Here is a 20,439-nt window from a genome sequence, read left to right as displayed (position 1 = left end):
TACAGTAACAGTTGCAAAATATTGTTCTCAAAATGAGATCAGCATCACTTCAAGCCCTTTATCCTTTCGTGCGGTGAGATTATGATGTGCGCACTTTTTGTTAAGGAGTGTGTCCTTTTGTTTCCCCTTGACATCTTTCAACTGCACAGAGGCATTTATGCGTAAAATTCTTATCGGTGCTATCGCGCTGACCACGGTCACTTTAGCTCCCGCCGTACAAGCTGAATACCAGTGGGGTTTCGGTAACATCAGCATGAACTATCTTGACTGGAGCCGAAGCACTACGCATAAATCAGGTAACTCCTCACATAAAGATGACTTTGCCTATATCGAGCTGGAAGGTGGTGCAGGTTATAGCTGGGGCGAGATATACGGCTTTTTTGATTTAGAAAACCCGTTCAATTCCAAAACAGCACAACCGGGTGATAACCAACGTTACACTTTCAAAACTACCGGTCGCTACTACTTAGGTGACACTGGCTTCAATCTGTATGGCCATATCTATGGCACCTACTCGTTGCCAAGCGCTGAAGGTAACGATTACAGTAATTTCCACGAAGTGAACACCCTGTATGGTATCGGCTATAACGCCACCGTCGCTGGCGTGTGGATGAAGCCTTTCGTGGCGTTGCACTATGTTGATCAGACCTATTACTCAGGTAATAACGGCTATGTCGTGGGTTGGGTTGCTGGTTATGACTTTACTGCGTTCGATGAGAAATTCAGCATCACCAACTGGAATGAGCTGGAATTCAACCGTGCTGAGCGCTATGCCGCAGGTAATGGTGGACGTAACGGGGTTAACGGAGCCATTGCACTTTGGTGGACACCGATTAAGCAATTTACCACCGGTATTCAGTACCGTTATGCTTATAACAAGTTGGGTGAAGACTTTTTACAAGACGCTATCGTTTACTCAATTAAATATAATTTCTAACTAAATGATTCCGGGGTGCCTATTTATGTCACCTCGGGATATATTTTAATTTACTTTTGCATCACATATTCTTCACACAAAATAAGTTTACGTACGAATTAAGAATGCGTATTTCCCCTGAATAAATCCCTAATTATTGTTGTTTTTCCTTAACATCCCAGTTAATCAGCTAAGCCATATCGCCAACATATTGTTGCTATTAGTAAATTGTCACGCGAGTCAACATCTGTGACCCCCTTAACATAAAGTGTCAACAAGCCGCTGACACAATCTTAAGCATGTTTACAGTCCTGCAACCTTCCCGTAAAATGCCCGCACACATGAAACGACAATAGAGCCCTTTTGTAATTGAGGTCGTTAGATGAGACTTAAGAAATACATTAAAAATATGGGTATGTTGTCTTTATTTGCAGCCACGGTAATGCTTAGTGGTTGCGATATGGTATTGATGAATCCCAAAGGCGCAATCGGAGTCGAACAAAAAACGCTGATACTGACTGCTATCGGTTTAATGTTGATCGTCGTGATTCCGGTTATTTTTATGGCGTTCGCTTTTGCATGGAAGTATCGCGCATCCAACAAAAGTGCTACCTACACCCCAAACTGGTCCCATTCCAACAAAATTGAGCTTGTTGTGTGGGCTGTTCCAATCATTATCATCGCTATTTTGGCGACGATAACGTGGAAAACCTCTCACGAACTTGACCCGTTCAAACCGCTTGAAGTGGCTGGCAAAGAGCCAATTACCATTGAAGTGGTTTCCCTTGACTGGAAATGGCTATTTATCTATCCAGAACAGGGTATTGCTACAGTAAATGAACTGGCCTTCCCTACTGATGTTCCGGTGAATTTTAAAATCACCTCTAACTCAGTAATGAACTCGTTCTTTATCCCTCAGTTAGGCGGGCAGATCTATGCGATGGCCGGGATGCAAACCAAGCTGCATCTGATTGCCAATGAAGCCGGTAAATACAATGGTATTTCTAGTAGCTTCAGCGGTAAGGGCTTCTCTGGTATGAAATTCACTGCGATAGCAACACCGACGCAGGAAGAGTTTAACCAGTGGGTCGCACAGGTGAAAAAATCGCCGAACACCCTGAATACCACTGACGATTTCAATAAACTGGCTGAACCGAGCGAAAATAACCCGGTTGAGTATTTCTCCAGTGTTAAACCGGAGCTGTTTAAAGGAATTATTGGCAAATTTATGGGCGATATGAACATGCACAAGAAAGGCGATGATACCCATAAAGGTATGGATATGAGCCAGGGCATGGATATGGGCGAACACGCCGCTCACGCCGGAGCCGAGGAATAAAACGATGTTGGGAAAATTAACACTTGATGCGGTTCCGCTACACGAACCAATCATTATGGTTACCGTTGCTGCAATCGTTCTAGGTGGGCTGGCGCTTGTCGCCCTCCTGACCTATTTCGGCAAATGGAAGTGGTTATGGAGCGAATGGCTAACGTCAGTTGACCATAAAAAAATCGGTATCATGTACATTCTGGTCGCCATGGTCATGCTTTTGCGTGGTTTTGCCGACGCCATCATGATGCGTAGCCAGCAAGCACTTGCTTCGGCTGGTGAGGCAGGATTCCTGCCGCCTCATCACTATGATCAAATTTTCACCGCTCACGGCGTTATCATGATTTTCTTCATGGCGATGCCTTTTGTTGTGGGCTTGATGAACGTGGTTGTACCGCTACAAATCGGTGCGCGTGACGTTGCCTTCCCGTTCCTGAACTCACTGAGTTTCTGGTTCTTCGTCGTTGGGGTGGTGTTAATCAACATCTCTCTGGGAGTCGGTGAATTCGCACAAACTGGCTGGCTGGCCTATCCGCCGCTGTCAGGTAAAGAGTACAACCCGGGTGTCGGGGTCGATTACTGGATTTGGAGTCTACAGATTTCCGGTTTGGGGACCTTGCTGACCGGTGTTAACTTCTTCGCCACTATCTTGAAGATGCGTGCACCGGGCATGTCAATGATGAAGATGCCTGTCTTCACCTGGGCTGCACTTTGCACCAACATTTTGATTATCGTCTCTTTCCCGATTCTGACAGTCACCGTCGCGTTACTGACCTTGGATCGTTACCTTGGCACCCATTTCTTTACTAATGATATGGGTGGCAACATGATGATGTACATCAACCTGATTTGGGCCTGGGGCCATCCGGAAGTGTACATTCTGGTCCTGCCGGTATTCGGGGTGTTCTCCGAAGTGACCGCGACCTTCTCAAGAAAACGTCTGTTTGGTTACACCTCATTAGTTTGGGCAACCATCGCGATTACCGTTTTGTCGTTTATTGTTTGGCTGCACCACTTCTTTACCATGGGGTCCGGTGCCAACGTTAACGCCTTCTTCGGCATTGCCACGATGATCATATCCATCCCAACAGGGGTGAAAATATTCAACTGGCTGTTCACCATGTACCAAGGCCGTATTCAGCTTAACTCCGCAATGCTGTGGACTGTCGGGTTCATCATCACCTTCTCTATCGGTGGGATGACCGGTGTTCTGCTGGCCGTTCCGGGGGCAAACTTTGTTCTGCATAACAGCCTGTTCCTGATTGCGCACTTCCATAACGTGATTATCGGTGGTGTCGTATTCGGTTGCTTCGCTGGCCTGACTTACTGGTGGCCTAAGTCCTTCGGCTTTACGCTGAATGAGAAATGGGGTATCCGTGCATTCTGGTTCTGGATCATTGGTTTCTTCGTTGCCTTTATGCCGCTTTACGTGCTGGGCTTTATGGGGATGACCCGTCGCTTAAGCCAAGATATCAATCCAGAATTCCACCCGATGTTAATGGTGGCCGCTGGCGGTGCAGCACTGATTGCTTGCGGTATCTTGTGTCAGGTTATTCAGGTCTTCGTCAGTATTCGTGACCGTGAACAGAACCGCGATCTGACTGGTGACCCATGGGGTGGTCGTACGCTCGAGTGGTCTACCTCTTCTCCACCGCCGTTCTATAACTTCGCAGTTGTTCCTGTCGTGACTGACCGTGACGAATTCTGGGACATGAAAGAGAAAGGTGAAGCGTATAAACGCCCGGCGAAATACGAAGAGATCCACATGCCGAGAAATACCGGTGCAGGTGTGATTATTGCTGGCTTCAGCTTGATCTTCGGCTTTGCCATGATCTGGTATATCTGGTGGCTGGCCATTGTTGGCTTCGTCGGCATGATTGTGACCTGGATTGTGAAAAGCTTCGACGAGGATGTTGATTACTATGTGCCGGTTGCAGAAGTTGAGCGCATTGAAGATCTTCATCATGAACAAATCAGCAAAGCAGGCGTGAATCATGTCAACTGAAACTCTGACTAACCATAACGTCGCCCATGTAGAGCATGGGCATCACGATGCAGGAGCCACCAAAGTATTCGGCTTCTGGATCTACCTGATGAGCGACTGTATTTTGTTTGCGACCTTGTTCGCGACCTATGCAGTGTTGGTGAACGGGACCGCTGGCGGTCCTTCAGGCAAGGATATCTTCGACTTGAACTTCGTTCTGGTCGAAACCTTCCTGTTACTGTTCAGTAGTATTACTTACGGCATCGCGATGCTGGGCATGAATAAAGGCCACAAAAATCAGGTGAACACTTGGTTGGGTCTGACATTCCTGTTCGGTCTGGGCTTTGTGGCAATGGAAATCTATGAATTCCATCACCTGATTGCTGAAGGCTACGGTCCGGATCGCAGTGCGTTCCTGTCCAGCTTCTTCGCGCTGGTTGCCACCCATGGTATTCACGTTACCGCGGGTCTGGTTTGGATCATCATTATGATGATTCAAGTTGCAAAACGCGGCCTGAATGAAATGAACCGAACCCGCCTGATGTGCCTGAGCTTGTTCTGGCACTTCTTGGATGTGGTCTGGATCTGCGTATTCACCGTTGTCTATCTGTTAGGAGCTATGTAATGAGTCATCCAACATCTAGTCACCCAACAACGACTCACGGTGGAGCCAGCCACGGTAGCTTGAAGTCATATCTTATTGGCTTCATTCTGTCGGTCATTCTGACAGTGATTCCATTTGCTATGGTGATGAGCGGCACTGCCTCTCACACCACTATTCTGGCCACAGTGGTTGGTTTAGCCGTTGTGCAGATTATCGTACACTTAGTGTACTTCCTGCACATGAACGGATCGTCCGAAGAGCGCTGGAATCTGGTGGCATTCCTGTTCACCGCTATGATTATTGCAATCGTTGTTGTGGGCTCACTCTGGATTATGTACAACCTCAACATCAATATGATGGTTGACTGAAGAGCTGCATGTGATGATTAAGCAATACCTGCAAGTAACTAAACCAGGAATTATCTTCGGCAATTTAATTTCTGTCGTTGGGGGATTTCTCCTCGCTTCCAAAGGCGTGATTGATTACCCCCTTTTTCTCGCCACCTTGTTCGGTGTCTCGTTAGTTGTTGCCTCCGGGTGCGTGTTTAACAACTATATCGACCGTGATATCGACCGTATCATGGAGAGAACGAAGAATCGTGTCCTGGTAAAAGGGCTTATCGATCCGAAAGTGAGCCTGATTTATGCTTCAGTGCTGGGTATTGCTGGCATGCTGTTGCTCTATGTTGCCGCCAATCTATTAGCTATGCTGCTAGCAGTCATTGGTTTCGTTATCTATGTCGGGGTTTATAGCCTCTACATGAAGCGGAAGTCTGTCTACGGCACCTTGATTGGCAGTTTGTCAGGTGCCGCACCGCCAGTGATTGGTTACTGTGCCGTTACCGGGCAGTTCGATATGGGTGCATTGATACTGCTGCTGATCTTCAGCCTGTGGCAAATGCCGCACTCTTATGCCATCGCGATTTTCCGCTTTAAGGATTATCAGGCTGCTAACATTCCGGTACTGCCAGTTATAAAAGGAATATCGGTCACCAAAAACCATATTACCCTTTATATTCTGGCATTTATGGTAGCCACCCTGATGCTGACATTGAGTGGCTATGCTGGTTATAAATATCTGGTTGTCGCGGCAGCAGTGAGTGTTTGGTGGTTGGGCATGGCACTGCGCGGTTACAAAGCAACTAATGACATTGTGTGGGCGAGAAAACTATTTGTATTCTCCATCATTGCCATTACGTCATTGAGTGTCATGATGTCAGTTGATTTCAATGTCCCATCCTCGGCAGGATTACTGACTTACGTCGGGTAAATTCGGTCGTATTGCTCTAAAAATGGCTGTTTCTGACAGCCATTTTTTATTTCTGCTCTCCCCTGCTGTTATCTAAAAACTCGCCTGTAATACATTCTAAACATCAATAGATTTACCCATTGGCCCTAAGATCATTACAATGGCGCAGATTGTTTTTTTGAGGTGGTAATGAACGATAATAAAATGACCCCGCAAGAGCTTCGAGCTACTTGGGGGCTGGGGACAGTATTCTCACTGCGTATGCTGGGCATGTTTATGGTTTTGCCGGTCCTCACCACCTACGGTATGGCGCTTTCCGGAGCCAGTGAAGCGCTGATTGGGATTGCTATAGGTATTTACGGTTTAGCTCAAGCTGTTTTCCAGATCCCGTTCGGACTGGTTTCCGATCGCATTGGCCGTAAGCCCCTGATCGTCGGTGGCCTGTTAATATTTGCTCTCGGCAGTATTATTGCCGCATTAAGTGACTCCATCTGGGGCATTATTTTGGGTCGCGCACTACAGGGTTCCGGTGCCATCGCCGCAGCAGTGATGGCGCTGCTGTCGGATCTGACCCGTGAGCAAAACCGCACAAAAGCGATGGCGTTTATCGGCGTCAGCTTTGGCGTTACCTTTGCTATCGCAATGGTATTCGGGCCCATCATCACCCACGCCTTTGGCCTGCAAGCCCTATTTTGGGCGATTGCCATACTGGCGCTGCTCGGCATAGTCATTACGTTAGCCGTGGTGCCGGATGCCGATAGCCATGTGCTTAACCGTGAATCCAGTATCGTAAAAGGCAGCGTGAGCAAAGTGCTCAACAACAGTCGGCTGCTTAAACTCAATTTTGGCATTATGTGCCTACATATTTTGTTAATGTCGAGTTTTGTGGCATTACCGCAAATTATGGCTAGTGCAGGGTTAGCCCCAGCTCAGCACTGGATTGTCTATCTCGTCACCATGCTGGTTTCATTCGCCGCCGTGGTTCCATTTATTATTTATGCTGAAGTCAAACGCCGGATGAAGCAGGTCTTTATGGGCTGTGTGGCCGTGTTGTTTGCCGCAGAAGTGGTGCTATGGTCTGCCGGGCAACAATTGTGGGTCATTATTGCGGGGGTGCAGTTATTCTTTATAGCTTTCAATGTGATGGAAGCCATACTACCGTCACTCATCAGCAAAGAGTCTCCGGCGGGTTATAAAGGTACGGCCATGGGGATTTACTCCACCAGCCAATTTATTGGTGTCGCTATCGGCGGGAGTTTAGGTGGTTTGATATTTGGCATGGAAGGGGCAAGTATGGTGTTTGCCGCTGGTGCAGTGATTTCACTGATCTGGTTTGCTGTCAGCGCCACCATGCAGGAGCCGCCTTATGTTAGTAGCTTGCGAATTACGTTGTCAGAGTTGGCGGTAAAAGACTCGGCATTGGAAGAGCGGATCAAAGCTCAGCCAGGCGTGACAGAAGCGGTAGTGGTGACTGCGGAACGCAGCGCATATGTCAAAGTGGATACAAAAAAAACTAATCGCAGCCAGCTTGAGCAGTTAGTCAACGCGATATAAGCTTGAATCAGGTACAACACCTTTGTACCTGATTCAGCTAACAGTGCATCCCGCCTAATATCAGTCGCGGAAGTTATTGAACTGGAATGGCTGGCCCAGATCAGCTCCGCGAATCAACGCCATCACGCCCTGTAAATCATCACGTGCTTTGCCAGTGACTCGAACTTGCTCACCTTGAATCTGTGCCTGAACCTTCAGCTTGCTGTCTTTAATCAGCTTCACCAGTTTCTTGGCCTGCACACTTTCAATGCCTTGTTTCAGCTTAGCTTCCACACTGTAAGTTTTACCACTGCGATCCATCTCTTCCGGGATCTCCAGTGCTGCACCTTCGATGCCACGCTTGCTCAACTGAGCGCGTAAAATATCCAGCAACTGCTCAACCTGAAAATCAGATTCACTAGCTACTTTGATGCTTTCGTTCTTCTCATTTAACTCAAAACTCGCGGGAATATTACGGAAATCCCAACGGTTTGCCAGATCACGGGTGGCGTTTTCAACGGCGTTACGCACTTCCTGCATATCGATTTCAGATACAATGTCGAAAGATGGCATATTCGCTCCTCCTGATAAGATGAATGGCGAGCATAATAACCGCTTTATCCCCATAGACAAAGCCAAGCCGCTGACAATTGCTCAACTCACCCTCAGTTACCGCTAACCCTGCGTTTGGCGGCTAAAAAGTCTATAATCAAAACATAAGACATAGAAAGAAACAGTGTGCTTTCCGCTCATACCAAGGAGGTCTCAATGAAAATCACTGTGCTTGGTTGCGGAGCTTTAGGGCAGTTATGGCTATCAGCACTCTACCAGCAAGGTCATGATGTACAAGGCTGGCTTCGAGTGCCGCAGCCCTTTTGTTCAGTCAATGTCATCACGTTAAGCGGTGAGGCATTCAATCAAAATCTCCCGACTAACGACCCAGAGCATTTATCGAAAAGCGAATTACTGCTTGTCTGCTTAAAGGCGTGGCAGGTGTCGAGCGCGGTTAGCGCATTACTCCCTAAGCTTAACCCTGAATGTCAGATTTTACTGTTACATAACGGCATGGGCACACAGGAGGAACTACCTCGGGATGAGCATATTTTCCTGCACGGTGTGACCACCCACGCTGCGCGCCGGGACGGCAACACGATTGTCCATGTCGCCAGCGGCATTACCCATATTGGCCCGATGTCTCCAGTGGCGATGGACATCAGCCATTTGGCCGATGTACTGCATCAGGCTTTGCCCGATGTCGCCTGGCATAACGATATTTCATCCGCCTGTTGGCAAAAACTGGCGGTAAATTGCGTGATTAATCCGCTGACTGGCCTGTATAACTGTCGCAATGGTGACTTGCAACGCTACCCTGAGCTGATCGAGCGCTTATGCGCCGAGGTGGCGAGTGTGATGGAGATGGAGGGCTATCACACCTCAACAGAGAGTCTGCTCAGCTATGTTAACAATGTCATCCAAAGCACGGCAGATAACATCTCTTCACTGTTGCAGGATTTACGCTGCCAACGGCACACCGAGATAGATTACATTACCGGCTATTTATTGCGTCGTGCGCGCAGTCACGGCATGGTATTGCCAGAAAATACCCGCCTATATGACTTAATTAAACGTAAGGAAAATGAGTATGAGCGTATCGGCGCTGGTTTGCCTGGCTCCTGGTAGTGAAGAAACTGAAGCCGTCACCACGATTGATATTCTGGTGCGCGCAGGTATTGAGGTCACGACAGCGAGTGTTGCTGGTGATGGCGCATTAGAGATTACTTGCTCGCGCGGGGTGCGGTTACTGGCCGACACGCGTTTAGTGGATGTGGCCGATCAGAAGTTTGATGTGGTCGTGCTTCCCGGTGGCATCAAAGGTGCGGAGTGCTTCCGCGATAGCCCGCTGTTAGTTGCCACCGTGCGCCAAACCCACAATGAGGGCCGTTTGGTCGCGGCTATTTGCGCCGCACCCGCATTGGTGCTTGAGCATCATAATTTATTCCCTGTCGGTAATATGACCGGATTCCCGGCACTGAAAGATAAAATCAATGCGACAAAATGGATGGATCAGCGGGTGGTATACGATCGGAGAGTGAATTTAGTCACCAGCCAAGGGCCGGGAACCTCTATCGACTTTGCGCTGAAGATAGTGTTTTTACTGCTAGGAAGGGAGAAAGCTGAAGAGATCGCCTGGCAGCTCGTACTACCGCCGGGGATCTATAACTATCGAGAATAATATTGGGTGGACGAGTCGGTGAGTGAAGGGTTGACCACACATCTCTTATTCATTTAGCACCCTGTTTTTACTCACCCGATTAAGGCGTAGCGAGCAAAGCCAGTCTGGGTGTGCACAGCGCACAGCCAACGGAGCGTACACGTAGTACGTGACGGCAGCGAGTACTGCGCAAGCCCAGAATGGCAAAGCGCAGTAGCCGTTAACTTATCATCTTAAGGGCGGTACACCTTCACATTGCTATACCCCTGCTCACGTAGATAAAGCGCCTGCAAACGACTCATCACTCCACGATCACAGTACAACAGGTAAGTCTTACTCTGATCCAGATCGGCGAATTGCGAGCTTAACTTATAGAATGGTACAGATTTTACCGTCACCTGATCCAACGTCAGCGGCTTCTCTTCCTGCTCGTCTGGCGCACGGATATCAAGCAATATATCGCTATCAGTTAGCTGAGCTACGGTTTCAACTTCCACCACCTGCTCGCGACTTTGCTCTGCAATCTCACGGATATCGACGTTTTTGGCTTCGCTGACCACCCGATCCAAAATGGAGAAATCAAAGTGAGACTCCTCTTCCTCAATCTTGGCCTTAACCGCTTTCACAGTCGGGCTTTTTGAGATCACGCCGCAATATTCCGGCATGGTTTTAGCGAAATCTTCCGTGCCGATTTTCCGCGCCAGATTGATAATGTGCTCTTTATCATGGGAGATCAGCGGGCGCAGAATCAGAGTGTCGGAGGCATTATCAATTAAGCGCAAGTTGGTCAGTGTTTGGCTGGAAACCTGCCCCAGTGCTTCACCGGTGACCAGTGCCTGAACGCCATAACGTTCTGCCACCTGCGACGCCGCACGTACCATCATGCGTTTTAGCACGACACCCATCTGGCCATCTTCGACTTTTTCAAGAATTTCGCCCACCACGGGTTCGAAATCGATCGCGACAAAACGCACCCGGTGGGAGCTACCGAAACGGTTCCACAGGTAATGTGCGACTTGCTTAACCCCAATTTCATGGGCTGAGCCACCGAGATTAAAGAAGCAGTAGTGCACGCGGCAACCACGGCGCATCAGCATATAGCTGGAGACACCCGAATCAAAACCGCCTGAAATCAAAGATAAAACATCTTCCTGCGTGCCAATTGGGAAACCGCCCAGACCTTCGTGACGCGCCTTAATCAGCGTCAGTTTGTCCTGATCAATTTCCAGATGCACAGTCACTTGTGGGTGGGTCAGTTTGACTTTGGCACTGTCAATATGCTGATTAAGGCCACCGCCAACATAGCGCTCAACATCACCAGACGAAAACTCATGTTTACCACGGCGTTTCACCCGCACACAGAACGTTTTACCTACCAGTGTTTCGCGGTAAGCTTCCAACGTTTGCTCGAAAATATTGTGCATATCGGTGTAGCTGCGATCTTCGACTTCGAGGATATGGTGAATCCCCGGTACACGAGTCAGGGCATCACAAATCAGTGGACCCAGATTGTCATCTTTGGTGCGGATTTCAATATGATCCCAATGACGAACCACCGCGAGGCTGTCATCCTCAAGGTTTTTCAGTACGTTGCGGATATTGGTGGTGAGAATTTTGATAAAGCGCAATCGCACCGATTGACTCTTAATGGTGATTTCTGGGAACAATTTGATGATAAACTTCATGGCGGTTTTTAGTTGTCTGGTTATGGAGTGATGGCGTTGCTATGGGTAGCAACAGTCAATAGACGTCAGCAAAAAGATGCAAGCCGTGGAGTATATCACTATATGATGCCCTGCTGCGTACTAAAAACCAGACTTAAACGTCACGATTTCCCCTGCATTATCCGCTAGAATAGCCAGTAATCAGTTTTTCGCCTGAAAGTGGTTATCAGCCAGCAGGAAAACGTGACGGGCCATCAAGGTTACGTTTCATAAAATATGAGTCGAATAAAAACTATGCCGAAAAAAGTCGCATCACCAGAAAACAAAGCAGCCAGTTTTGAAACATCGCTCAGCGAACTGGAACAAATCGTTACTCGTCTGGAGTCCGGCGAACTCCCGCTGGAAGAGGCGCTAAATGAGTTTGAACGGGGCGTACAGTTGGCGCGCCTTGGGCAGCAGACCTTGTTACAAGCCGAGCAGCGCGTGCAAGTTCTTCTGAGCGACGAAGTTGATGCGCCATTAGCCCCTTTCACGCCAGATGCTGAGTAAGTCTTATGTCTAACGTCCACTCATCCCTTGATTTTAGCCAGCAACTTACTGCCCATCAGCAGCGAGTCAATCAGGCGCTACTAGACTTTATCGCCCCCCTGCCCTTTGGTGATAGCGATTTGGTCGAGGCTATGCGTTATGGTGCCGTGCTCGGCGGCAAGCGGTTGCGCCCCTATTTGGTCTATGCCACGGGTCAAATGTTTGGTCTGTCGCTGGTCAATTTAGATGCCCCTGCGGCGGCAATTGAGTGCATCCATGCTTATTCATTGATTCACGATGATTTACCGGCGATGGATAACGATGACTTACGCCGTGGGCAGCCCACTTGCCACGTGAAATTTGGCGAAGCCAACGCCATTCTGGCGGGTGATGCACTGCAAACACTGGCCTTTTCTATTTTGGCCGAAGCAGATATGTCCGATGTGGCAGATAAAGATCGTCTGGCGATGGTGGCTGAATTAGCCCGTGCCAGCGGTGTCGCAGGGATGTGTGGTGGTCAGGCGCTGGATTTGGAAGCCGAGGCTCGTCAGATCTCACTGGCGGATCTTGAACAGATTCACCGCCATAAAACCGGCGCATTAATCCGCGCGGCAGTACGGCTCGGCGCATTGGCAGCCGGTGAGCGTGGGCGCGCTGCACTACCGTTTCTTGACCGCTACGCCGAAGCGATCGGCCTAGCCTTTCAAGTGCAGGACGATATTTTAGACGTTATTGGTGATACAGCTACAATTGGTAAACGTCAGGGTTCAGATCAGCAGCTTGGGAAAAGCACCTATCCCGCACTTATGGGGCTAGATTGCGCCAAAGCTAAAGCGATGGATCTGTATCAGGAAGCGCTCAGCGCCCTGAATATCCTGTCGGCACAATCCTACAACATAGCGCCTTTGCAAGCATTAGCCTGCTTTATTATTGAGCGCGATAACTAGAAATATACTGGTCGTTAATAGACGCCTGATATACCCAAAGCACCTAGCGTTGCAGGCCAGCAGCAAGCGAATACACCTGCAACGTCAAGTAGCAAGGGTATATACCACTTTTGATATGAGCATCGAATGAGCCTTGATATAGCCAAATACCCGACATTGGCACTTGCGGAGAACCCTGAAGAACTGCGCATGTTGCCAAAAGATAGTCTGCCGAAGTTATGTGATGAACTACGGCAGTATTTGCTCGCGTCTGTCAGCCGCTCCAGTGGGCATTTTGCTTCTGGGCTAGGCGTGGTTGAGCTAACTGTCGCGTTACATTACGTCTACAACACACCTTTTGATCATCTGGTGTGGGACGTAGGCCATCAGGCTTATCCCCATAAAATATTGACTGGTCGCCGTGAACAGATTGGTACTATTCGCCAGAAAGATGGTTTGCATCCGTTCCCTTGGCGCGGTGAAAGTGAATATGATGTACTTTCTGTCGGCCACTCCTCCACCTCAATCAGTGCCGGTTTGGGCATGGCTGTCGCCGCTGAGCGAGAGGGTAAAGGGCGTCGTACCGTGTGTGTCATTGGTGATGGGGCGATTACTGCCGGCATGGCTTTCGAAGCCATGAACCATGCTGGAGATATTCACTCAGATATGCTGGTTATCCTTAACGATAACGAAATGTCTATCTCCGAAAACGTCGGTGGCCTGAACAATCATTTAGCTCAGCTATTATCTGGGAAACTGTACGCCAGCCTGCGTGAAGGCGGCAAAAAGGCGTTTTCCGGTTTACCACCGATTAAAGATTTGCTGAAACGTACCGAAGAGCACCTGAAAGGCATGGTCGTGCCGAGTACATTATTTGAAGAGTTAGGTTTTAATTATATTGGTCCCGTCGATGGTCACGATGTGCAGGCACTGACGCAGACGCTAAAAAATATGCGTGATCTGAAAGGTCCGCAGTTGCTCCATATTATGACCAAAAAAGGCAGAGGCTACGCCCCGGCGGAAAAAGATCCTATCGGCTGGCATGCCGTGCCAAAATTTGATCCCGCTTCGGGCACTTTACCGAAGAGTCAGGGTACTCTACCCACTTACTCCAAAATTTTTGGTGACTGGTTATGCGAAACAGCCGCCAAAGATAGCCAGTTGATGGCGGTGACCCCTGCAATGCGCGAAGGCTCAGGGATGGTGCGCTTCTCTCGCGAATATCCGCAGCAATATTTTGATGTGGCAATCGCCGAGCAACACGCCGTGACCTTTGCCGCAGGTTTGGCGATTGGTGGCTACAAACCCATTGTTGCCATCTACTCGACTTTCCTGCAACGAGCATATGATCAGTTAATTCATGATGTTGCGATCCAGAATTTGCCGGTTCTGTTTGCGATTGACCGTGGCGGCTTGGTGGGCGCAGATGGTCAAACCCATCAGGGCGCGTTTGATCTCTCATTCATGCGTTGCATCCCCAATATGGTCATCATGACCCCAAGTGATGAGAATGAGTGCCGCCAAATGCTGCATACCGGTTATCACCACAATGGCCCTGCGGCAGTGCGCTACCCGCGTGGTAGTGGTACAGGTGCAGTGCTTGAGCCATTAGTGATCATGCCAATCGGCAAAGGGATCGTGCGTCGCGAAGGTGAAAAGGTTGCCATACTGTGTTTCGGCACACTACTGGCGCAAGCGCAACAAGTGGCCGATAACCTGAATGCTACACTCGTGGATATGCGTTTCGTGAAGCCATTAGATGAAGAGTTGGTGCAGAAGATGGCTGCCAGCCATGAGTTCTTAGTCACGTTGGAAGAGAACGCCATCATGGGTGGCGCAGGCAGTGGGGTAAATGAACTTTTGATGGCAAAACGGCAGCGAGTACCCGTGCTGAATATCGGCTTACCTGACTATTTCGTGCCACAAGGTGAGCAAGATGAGATGCGGGCTGAGTTTGGTTTAGACGCTGCAGGCATACAGCGCCAGATTGAAGCTTGGCTGGTGTAATAAGACTATTTAAGGCATAGCCATTCGCGGTTATGCCTTTATTCCATTAAGCGCGGCCAACGCACCTGCAATTTGAAAAATGGCGGGGGTCAGTAAAACAGATCAATTGGCCAATAGTGTCCAATGACAAAAATAATCGCGGCGGCAATCACCCCAGCGATAATGTCATCAATCATTATCCCCATCCCACCGTGGACATTACGATCAAACCAACGAATCGGCCAAGGTTTCCAAATATCAAAAATGCGGAAAGCGACAAAACCAGCGGCGACCCATTGCCAATCATTCACTGGCAATGCCATCAAGGTAATCCACATCCCGACAAACTCATCCCAGACAATGCTGCCGTGGTCATGAACTTTCATGTCTTTCGCGGTCCGATGGCAGATGTACACACCAATACAGATGCTGAACATCACCACCAAGGAGTAAAGCTGCCAAGGTAGTTGAATCAATAACAGCCAAAATGGAATGGCCGCGAGAGATCCCATGGTACCGGGCGCCCACGGAGACAATCCGCTACCAAAGCCGGTTGCCAATAAGTGCCAAGGATTAGATAACCGCAAGCGGCCTTTGGCTTCATCCATGGGGTTTGCTCGTTGAGAAGTGATCAAAACCACGGAAATCCAGATCCACCACTTTGCCTTCACGGAAGAATTTAACCCCTTCCGTCTGTGGGCCTATCTGACCAATGCAAGTATAGTCCGCGCCGGTATTACTGAGCGCAACATCCAATGCACCACGGTTTATTTCTGGCACCGTAAAGCACAGCTCGTAATCCTCACCACCGCTCAATGCCCAGCGCAGCGCTTGTTCTGCATCAACTTGATTTTTTAGCGCATCAGAATAGGGCAAGTGATCCAGTTCAATGCGCGCACCGCAATGACTGGCTTTCAAGACATGTTGCAGATCAGAAATCAACCCATCGGAAATATCGATAGCAGAACTGGCTAGCGAGCGCAGCGCTTGCCCCTGCAACACCCGAGGTTGTGGCCGCAAATGGCGGTGAATTAATGCCGCCCGATCAGCTTCATCATCAACGCGCAGCTCATTTTGCAAGATAGCCAGACCCGCAGCACTGTCACCCAGAGTCCCGGTGACATAAATCCAATCGCCAATCCGCGCGCCTGCACGGGTCAATGCCCGCCCTTCCGGTATCAAACCTTGGATGGTCAGCGTCAGACTCAGTGGCCCACGAGTGGTATCACCACCAATCAACTGCATGCCGTAATAATTAAGCTGATCAAATAAACTGTCACTGAAGGATTGCAACCAGTCTTCATTAACATTGGGTAGGGTCAGAGCAAGAGATAACCAGGCAGGGTCGGCCCCCATCGCAGCTAAATCGCTCAGGTTTACCGCTAAAGATTTATAACCCAGATCGGCGGGATCGATATCCGCAAGGAAGTGAACGCCAGACACCAGTGTATCCGTACTGATGGCTAACAGCTGTTTATCTGCCACTGTCAGAAGTGCGCAGTCGTCTCCAATACCCAGCTCTACATCCCGGCGATTACTTCTGAACCGGTCAAAGTAGCGGGCAATGAGGTCAAATTCGCCACATGCCATAATACAATTCCAGAAATGTTAACTGATCAATAAATTAAGGCCGGAAACCGGCCCCAATTCAAGTCGTTAATGTAACGAGTTACTTTCGCTTACGTACCGTCGGAGCGACCTTATCCAGCACTCCGTTGACGAACTTATGGCTATCTTCCGCACCGAAAGTTTTGGCTAGTTCGATCGCTTCATTGATTGCCACTTTATAAGGGACATCCTCACGTTTGCTCAGCTCAAACAGCGCAATACGCAGAACCGCTCTCTCAACCTGACCTAATTCTTCGAGCTGGCGGGAAAGGAATGGTGCCATTAACGCATCTAGAGATGCGGCATTAACAGCAACCCCAGACAGCAACTCGCGAAAATAGGCGATGTCGACATCTTTGACATCCTGCTCCGACAAGAACTGTAATTCAACATCAGCGATGTCGTTTTTAGACAACTGCCAAGAGTAGATCGCTTGAACAGCGCACTCACGAGCGCGGCGACGAGCAGCAGGTTTCACGGAATTCCCCTTAACTTAACTAAATTCAGCCTTTAATAGCTTTGATTACATTAATCATTTCAAGCGCGGTCAGGGCAGCTTCTGCACCTTTATTACCTGCTTTAGTACCGGCACGCTCAATTGCTTGCTCAATACTTTCTGTGGTCAGCACACCGAAAGCTACCGGGATATCGCTGTTCATGGCTACATTGGCTAAACCAGAACTCGCTTCACCAGCAACATACTCAAAGTGCGCAGTCCCCCCACGGATCACCGTACCCAGAGCAATGACTGCATCGTAACGATTTGTATTGGCTAACACATTAGCAACCATTGGCAGCTCATAAGCCCCTGGAACCCAAACAACTGTAATATTGTCATCGGATACCTGGCCAACGCGCTTCAGGGCATCGATTGCACCTTCCAGCAAGCTGTTGTTGATAAAATTATTAAAACGCGCAATCGCAATCGCCACGCGGGCATTAGGAGTAGCAACAACACCTTCGATAACGTTCATAGCTTTCCTCAATAATGGGTTCATACCCCGCAGGGGGGCGGATTCTATCATATTCTTTCGCGCCCCGCCCCTGCGCATTTGTAAAACGCGGGCAAGGCGGTAATTAAGCTTTGGGAATTGCCACCGGATATTTCATTTAATACTTCGGTTTCAAGCGCAAGCGGAGATCGGGCCCCACCTGTCGTACATCACTGAAGACGAACTCAGGGGCTTGCGATAAGCTCGTTAATCCAGCCAGTTCGCATAATCCTCGAGCATCACTGCCCAGCAGTTTGGGGGCAATATACAAAATGAGCTCATCAACCACGCCAGCCTCGAGTAGCGCCCCCGCCAGTTGCGGCCCCGCCTCAACCCAAACTGAATTAATTTGCCGCTTGCCCAGTTGCATCATCAACAACACTAAATCCACACCGTTGCCATGACGAGGTAACAATAATTGCTCAATATTCTCAGGCCATGGCTGCTCATCTGCATCAACACGTGCTAGCCAGCATGGGCCATCTTGCTGTATCACTTTATGTTGCGGCGTCACACGGTTTTGGCTATCCAGTATAATGCGTATCGGCTGGCGCAGCGCCGCTCGAGGATACAAAGTTTGGGTTTCCGCATCTAACTCATCCCAGCGCACCGTGAGTGAAGGGTTATCCGCTAATACCGTGGCACTGGTGCTCAAAATCGCGGCACTTTCAGCCCGAAAACGCTGCACATCTTGCCGTGCCTGTGGCGAGGTAATCCACTGGCTCTCTCCCGACGCCATCGCCGTTCGTCCATCCAAGGAGGCGGCCATTTTCAGTTGCAGATAGGGGAAACCGGTGCGCATCCGTTTTAGGAATCCAAGATTAACCGCCTCAGCCTCTGCCAGCATTAAGCCATGATCGACAGCAATACCCGCTTGCTTCAACTTATATAATCCGCGCCCTGCTACCTGCGGGTTGGGGTCCTGCATGGCGGCGACGACTCGTATGACGCCAGCGGCAACCAATGCATCCGCGCACGGCGGCGTACGTCCGTGGTGGCTGCATGGCTCAAGCGTGACATAGGCCGTGGCACCATGCGCTTTCTCACCAGCCATACGCAATGCATGAACTTCGGCATGTGGCTCACCGGCTCGCAAATGATAGCCCTCACCGACAATCTCACCATCACGAACCAGCACACAGCCGACGTTAGGGTTAGGAGGCGTGGTAAAACACCCCATTCGCGCCAATTCGAAGGCGCGAGCCATATAGAACTCATCGGGCTGCATGGCTTTCCTTATTTTTGATGCGGAGCTGCTTTACGTTACACCGAATACGCGCACTGAAAGATGCGGGTAACATGCAGACTAATCCTGCAAACGAGCAATTTCTTCGCCGAACTCCCGGATATCCTCAAAGCTGCGATACACCGAGGCAAAGCGGATATAAGCCACTTTATCCAAACGTTTCAGCGCTTCCATCACCAGATTACCGACCATTTTGGTGGGCACTTCACGCTCACCCGTAGCGCGTAACTGGGATTTGATGTGACTGATCGCGGTTTCAACATCATCAGAACTGACAGGCCGTTTCTCTAACGCTTTCAACATGCCACGCCGCAATTTATCCTCATTGAAGGGTTCACGGACATCATCACTTTTAATCACACGCGGCAAAACCAACTCAGCAACTTCAAACGTGGTAAAGCGTTCATTACAATCTAAACACTGGCGGCGACGGCGCACTTGCGAACCATCGCTCACCAGACGGGAGTCAATGACTTTAGTATCCACAGCGGCACAAAACGGGCAATGCATAGCGCTTCCTGATGAGTGAGCCTAAACTTATCGATAGTTTACCGCGAAGTGCCGCGACAACAAAGGGTAGAAGCAAGACCTTTAGTTTGGTTCAGTCGTTTCAACCCGTGCTAGCACAAAAAAGCCCTGATACCGACAATGACAGTATCAGGGCTTATATTTTGTACTACAATTTACGCGCTATTACGGCAGAATTGAAGGCTGGTCTGCGCCCTCTTTCTCAACTTTCTGCTGCAACATATGCTCGCGTTTCATCCCCAGTTTCAACGCTAGCGCGGACGCTACGTAGATGGATGAAACTGTACCGATGGAAACACCGATCAGCATCGTCAGTGAGAAGCCTTGCAGCATCGCACCACCGAAGATAAACAGCATCAATACCACCATCAGCGTGGTTGCAGATGTCATGATAGTACGGCTCAAAGTCTGAGTCAGCGACACGTTCATGATTTCGTAAGGCGTACCACGGCGAATCTTGCGGAAGTTCTCACGAATACGGTCTGATACCACGATACTGTCGTTAAGTGAGTAACCGATAACCGACATCAATGAAGCAATGATGGTTAGGTCAATCTCAATATGGAACAACGACAAGATCCCCATGGTAATGACCACGTCATGGGCCAGAGCGATAACCGCCCCCAGCGCCAAACGCCATTCAAAACGGAAACCGACGTAAATCAGAATACAGAGCAACGCCACCAATAACGCCATGCCACCCGCTTGGGCTAAATCACTGCCCACACTTGGCCCGACGAATTCGATGCGTTTTACCGATGCATTCTTATCAACTGACTCATTGATAACAGATATGACTTTGTTACCTAGCTCCTGCCCAGCAGTCCCGGTTGCAGGTGGCATACGTACCATCACATCACGGGTGCTACCAAAATTTTGCAGAATTGGCGATTCAAAGCCCGCTTTTTCCAGCGTGTCGCGCAATTGATCCAGATCAGCAGGCTTTTCTAGGTTAATTTCAATCACCGTACCACCGGTGAAATCAAGACCCCAGTTAAACCCTTTGGTGGACATCACGGCAATCGATGCGACCAACAGCAGCAACGAGATGCCGAAAGCAACGTTATCCCAGCGCATAAAGTCATAGACTCTACGGCCATAGTTCAGTTGTTCAACAGTATAATCCTGTGCCAC

21 protein-coding genes are annotated in these 20,439 nt (G+C 49.3%); 12 read left to right on the top strand and 9 right to left on the bottom strand.

What is annotated here, in order from left to right; genetic code table 11:
* Positions 1-157 precede the first annotated feature (157 nt).
* From HRD69_RS10600 to HRD69_RS10570, 7 genes are all read left to right on the top strand, one after another.
* Positions 158-937 (top strand): nucleoside-specific channel-forming Tsx family protein, encoded by a 780-nt coding sequence (locus HRD69_RS10600; protein ID WP_004873452.1) that lies wholly within the window; start codon positions 158-160, stop codon positions 935-937.
* A 361-nt stretch (positions 938-1,298) separates the two neighbouring features.
* The gene (gene cyoA / locus HRD69_RS10595; RefSeq protein WP_032812970.1) at positions 1,299-2,255 is read left to right on the top strand and encodes a cytochrome o ubiquinol oxidase subunit II; all 957 of its coding nucleotides are present in this window, start codon (positions 1,299-1,301) and stop codon (positions 2,253-2,255) included.
* Between the two features lie 4 nt (positions 2,256-2,259).
* Positions 2,260-4,251 carry a cytochrome o ubiquinol oxidase subunit I gene (gene cyoB, locus HRD69_RS10590; RefSeq protein WP_004873454.1) on the top strand — a complete coding sequence of 664 codons (1,992 nt, stop codon included), beginning with the start codon at positions 2,260-2,262 and terminating at the stop codon, positions 4,249-4,251.
* Positions 4,241-4,855, top strand: coding sequence for a cytochrome o ubiquinol oxidase subunit III (locus HRD69_RS10585; RefSeq protein WP_032812971.1), 615 nt, complete (start codon positions 4,241-4,243; stop codon positions 4,853-4,855). The genes cyoB and HRD69_RS10585 overlap by 11 nt, the downstream gene beginning before the upstream one ends.
* Entirely contained in the window at positions 4,855-5,202 is a 348-nt protein-coding gene (locus HRD69_RS10580; protein WP_032812973.1) for a cytochrome o ubiquinol oxidase subunit IV, read from the top strand. The genes HRD69_RS10585 and HRD69_RS10580 overlap by 1 nt, the downstream gene beginning before the upstream one ends.
* Before the next feature lie 13 nt (positions 5,203-5,215).
* Positions 5,216-6,103, top strand: a complete 888-nt coding sequence (cyoE, locus tag HRD69_RS10575) for a heme o synthase (RefSeq protein ID WP_004873457.1) — start codon at positions 5,216-5,218, stop codon at positions 6,101-6,103.
* 168 nt (positions 6,104-6,271) lie between these two features.
* Positions 6,272-7,636, top strand: a complete 1,365-nt coding sequence (locus tag HRD69_RS10570) for an MFS transporter (protein WP_004873458.1) — start codon at positions 6,272-6,274, stop codon at positions 7,634-7,636.
* A gap of 60 nt (positions 7,637-7,696) precedes the next feature.
* On the opposite strand, the gene HRD69_RS10565 is transcribed toward HRD69_RS10570, so the two are convergent.
* Positions 7,697-8,188: a YajQ family cyclic di-GMP-binding protein gene (locus HRD69_RS10565; RefSeq protein ID WP_032812974.1), complete on the bottom strand. Its 492-nt coding sequence runs from the start codon at positions 8,186-8,188 to the stop codon at positions 7,697-7,699.
* 195 nt (positions 8,189-8,383) lie between these two features.
* Here HRD69_RS10565 and panE point away from each other — a divergent pair, with 195 nt between their 5' ends.
* The gene (panE, locus tag HRD69_RS10560) at positions 8,384-9,295 is read left to right on the top strand and encodes a 2-dehydropantoate 2-reductase (RefSeq protein ID WP_032812975.1); all 912 of its coding nucleotides are present in this window, start codon (positions 8,384-8,386) and stop codon (positions 9,293-9,295) included.
* Positions 9,258-9,848: a protein deglycase YajL gene (gene yajL, locus HRD69_RS10555; protein WP_032812976.1), complete on the top strand. Its 591-nt coding sequence runs from the start codon at positions 9,258-9,260 to the stop codon at positions 9,846-9,848. Before panE ends, yajL begins: the two co-directional genes overlap by 38 nt.
* A gap of 212 nt (positions 9,849-10,060) precedes the next feature.
* Here the strand turns inward: yajL and thiI are convergent, their stop codons facing one another.
* Entirely contained in the window at positions 10,061-11,512 is a 1,452-nt protein-coding gene (thiI, locus tag HRD69_RS10550; protein WP_004873463.1) for a tRNA uracil 4-sulfurtransferase ThiI, read from the bottom strand.
* A gap of 273 nt (positions 11,513-11,785) precedes the next feature.
* Here thiI and xseB point away from each other — a divergent pair, with 273 nt between their 5' ends.
* The 3 genes from xseB to dxs all read left to right on the top strand — a co-directional run bounded on the left by xseB (position 11,786) and on the right by dxs (position 14,952).
* The gene (gene xseB, locus HRD69_RS10545; RefSeq protein ID WP_004873464.1) at positions 11,786-12,040 is read left to right on the top strand and encodes an exodeoxyribonuclease VII small subunit; all 255 of its coding nucleotides are present in this window, start codon (positions 11,786-11,788) and stop codon (positions 12,038-12,040) included.
* 5 nt (positions 12,041-12,045) lie between these two features.
* Positions 12,046-12,966, top strand: a complete 921-nt coding sequence (gene ispA, locus HRD69_RS10540; protein WP_004873465.1) for a (2E,6E)-farnesyl diphosphate synthase — start codon at positions 12,046-12,048, stop codon at positions 12,964-12,966.
* Between the two features lie 126 nt (positions 12,967-13,092).
* Complete coding sequence (gene dxs / locus HRD69_RS10535; protein WP_004873466.1) at positions 13,093-14,952, top strand: 1-deoxy-D-xylulose-5-phosphate synthase; 1,860 nt, start codon at positions 13,093-13,095, stop codon at positions 14,950-14,952.
* A gap of 89 nt (positions 14,953-15,041) precedes the next feature.
* Here dxs and pgpA read toward each other — a convergent pair whose 3' ends face one another.
* The 7 genes from pgpA to secF all read right to left on the bottom strand — a co-directional run bounded on the left by pgpA (position 15,042) and on the right by secF (position 20,439).
* Positions 15,042-15,539 (bottom strand): phosphatidylglycerophosphatase A, encoded by a 498-nt coding sequence (gene pgpA / locus HRD69_RS10530; RefSeq protein WP_032812977.1) that lies wholly within the window; start codon positions 15,537-15,539, stop codon positions 15,042-15,044.
* Positions 15,532-16,521 (bottom strand): thiamine-phosphate kinase, encoded by a 990-nt coding sequence (gene thiL, locus HRD69_RS10525; RefSeq protein WP_032812978.1) that lies wholly within the window; start codon positions 16,519-16,521, stop codon positions 15,532-15,534. The genes pgpA and thiL overlap by 8 nt, the downstream gene beginning before the upstream one ends.
* 79 nt (positions 16,522-16,600) lie before the next feature.
* Positions 16,601-17,017, bottom strand: coding sequence for a transcription antitermination factor NusB (gene nusB / locus HRD69_RS10520; RefSeq protein WP_004873469.1), 417 nt, complete (start codon positions 17,015-17,017; stop codon positions 16,601-16,603).
* A gap of 25 nt (positions 17,018-17,042) precedes the next feature.
* Positions 17,043-17,513 carry a 6,7-dimethyl-8-ribityllumazine synthase gene (gene ribH, locus HRD69_RS10515; protein ID WP_004873470.1) on the bottom strand — a complete coding sequence of 157 codons (471 nt, stop codon included), beginning with the start codon at positions 17,511-17,513 and terminating at the stop codon, positions 17,043-17,045.
* Positions 17,514-17,649: 136 nt separating this feature from the next.
* The gene (ribD, locus tag HRD69_RS10510; protein ID WP_004873471.1) at positions 17,650-18,759 is read right to left on the bottom strand and encodes a bifunctional diaminohydroxyphosphoribosylaminopyrimidine deaminase/5-amino-6-(5-phosphoribosylamino)uracil reductase RibD; all 1,110 of its coding nucleotides are present in this window, start codon (positions 18,757-18,759) and stop codon (positions 17,650-17,652) included.
* A gap of 78 nt (positions 18,760-18,837) precedes the next feature.
* Positions 18,838-19,287 carry a transcriptional regulator NrdR gene (nrdR, locus tag HRD69_RS10505; RefSeq protein ID WP_004707531.1) on the bottom strand — a complete coding sequence of 150 codons (450 nt, stop codon included), beginning with the start codon at positions 19,285-19,287 and terminating at the stop codon, positions 18,838-18,840.
* Positions 19,288-19,470: 183 nt separating this feature from the next.
* Positions 19,471-20,439 carry a protein translocase subunit SecF gene (gene secF / locus HRD69_RS10500; protein ID WP_004873473.1) on the bottom strand — a complete coding sequence of 323 codons (969 nt, stop codon included), beginning with the start codon at positions 20,437-20,439 and terminating at the stop codon, positions 19,471-19,473.

The sequence above is a fragment of the Yersinia mollaretii ATCC 43969 genome, assembly GCF_013282725.1.
Classification (GTDB): Bacteria; Pseudomonadota; Gammaproteobacteria; order Enterobacterales; family Enterobacteriaceae; genus Yersinia; species Yersinia mollaretii.
The sequence above is the reverse complement of the archived record's forward strand: the minus strand, read 5'-3'. Positions and strand labels throughout refer to the sequence as shown.

Bases quoted from the DNA above. Each gene is read 5' to 3' on its own strand.
- ispA (WP_004873465.1), top strand. From the start codon at position 12,046: ATGTCTAACGTCCACTCATCCCTTGATTTTAGCCAGCAACTTACTGCC.
- cyoB (WP_004873454.1), top strand. From the start codon at position 2,260: ATGTTGGGAAAATTAACACTTGATGCGGTTCCGCTACACGAACCAATC.
- pgpA (WP_032812977.1), bottom strand. From the start codon at position 15,539: ATGGATGAAGCCAAAGGCCGCTTGCGGTTATCTAATCCTTGGCACTTA.
- thiI (WP_004873463.1), bottom strand. From the start codon at position 11,512: ATGAAGTTTATCATCAAATTGTTCCCAGAAATCACCATTAAGAGTCAA.
- thiL (WP_032812978.1), bottom strand. From the start codon at position 16,521: ATGGCATGTGGCGAATTTGACCTCATTGCCCGCTACTTTGACCGGTTC.
- panE (WP_032812975.1), top strand. From the start codon at position 8,384: ATGAAAATCACTGTGCTTGGTTGCGGAGCTTTAGGGCAGTTATGGCTA.
- HRD69_RS10585 (WP_032812971.1), top strand. From the start codon at position 4,241: ATGTCAACTGAAACTCTGACTAACCATAACGTCGCCCATGTAGAGCAT.
- cyoE (WP_004873457.1), top strand. From the start codon at position 5,216: ATGATTAAGCAATACCTGCAAGTAACTAAACCAGGAATTATCTTCGGC.
- HRD69_RS10600 (WP_004873452.1), top strand. From the start codon at position 158: ATGCGTAAAATTCTTATCGGTGCTATCGCGCTGACCACGGTCACTTTA.
- HRD69_RS10570 (WP_004873458.1), top strand. From the start codon at position 6,272: ATGAACGATAATAAAATGACCCCGCAAGAGCTTCGAGCTACTTGGGGG.
- cyoA (WP_032812970.1), top strand. From the start codon at position 1,299: ATGAGACTTAAGAAATACATTAAAAATATGGGTATGTTGTCTTTATTT.
- yajL (WP_032812976.1), top strand. From the start codon at position 9,258: ATGAGCGTATCGGCGCTGGTTTGCCTGGCTCCTGGTAGTGAAGAAACT.
- ribD (WP_004873471.1), bottom strand. From the start codon at position 18,759: ATGCAGCCCGATGAGTTCTATATGGCTCGCGCCTTCGAATTGGCGCGA.
- dxs (WP_004873466.1), top strand. From the start codon at position 13,093: ATGAGCCTTGATATAGCCAAATACCCGACATTGGCACTTGCGGAGAAC.
- HRD69_RS10580 (WP_032812973.1), top strand. From the start codon at position 4,855: ATGAGTCATCCAACATCTAGTCACCCAACAACGACTCACGGTGGAGCC.
- HRD69_RS10565 (WP_032812974.1), bottom strand. From the start codon at position 8,188: ATGCCATCTTTCGACATTGTATCTGAAATCGATATGCAGGAAGTGCGT.
- xseB (WP_004873464.1), top strand. From the start codon at position 11,786: ATGCCGAAAAAAGTCGCATCACCAGAAAACAAAGCAGCCAGTTTTGAA.
- ribH (WP_004873470.1), bottom strand. From the start codon at position 17,513: ATGAACGTTATCGAAGGTGTTGTTGCTACTCCTAATGCCCGCGTGGCG.
- nrdR (WP_004707531.1), bottom strand. From the start codon at position 19,287: ATGCATTGCCCGTTTTGTGCCGCTGTGGATACTAAAGTCATTGACTCC.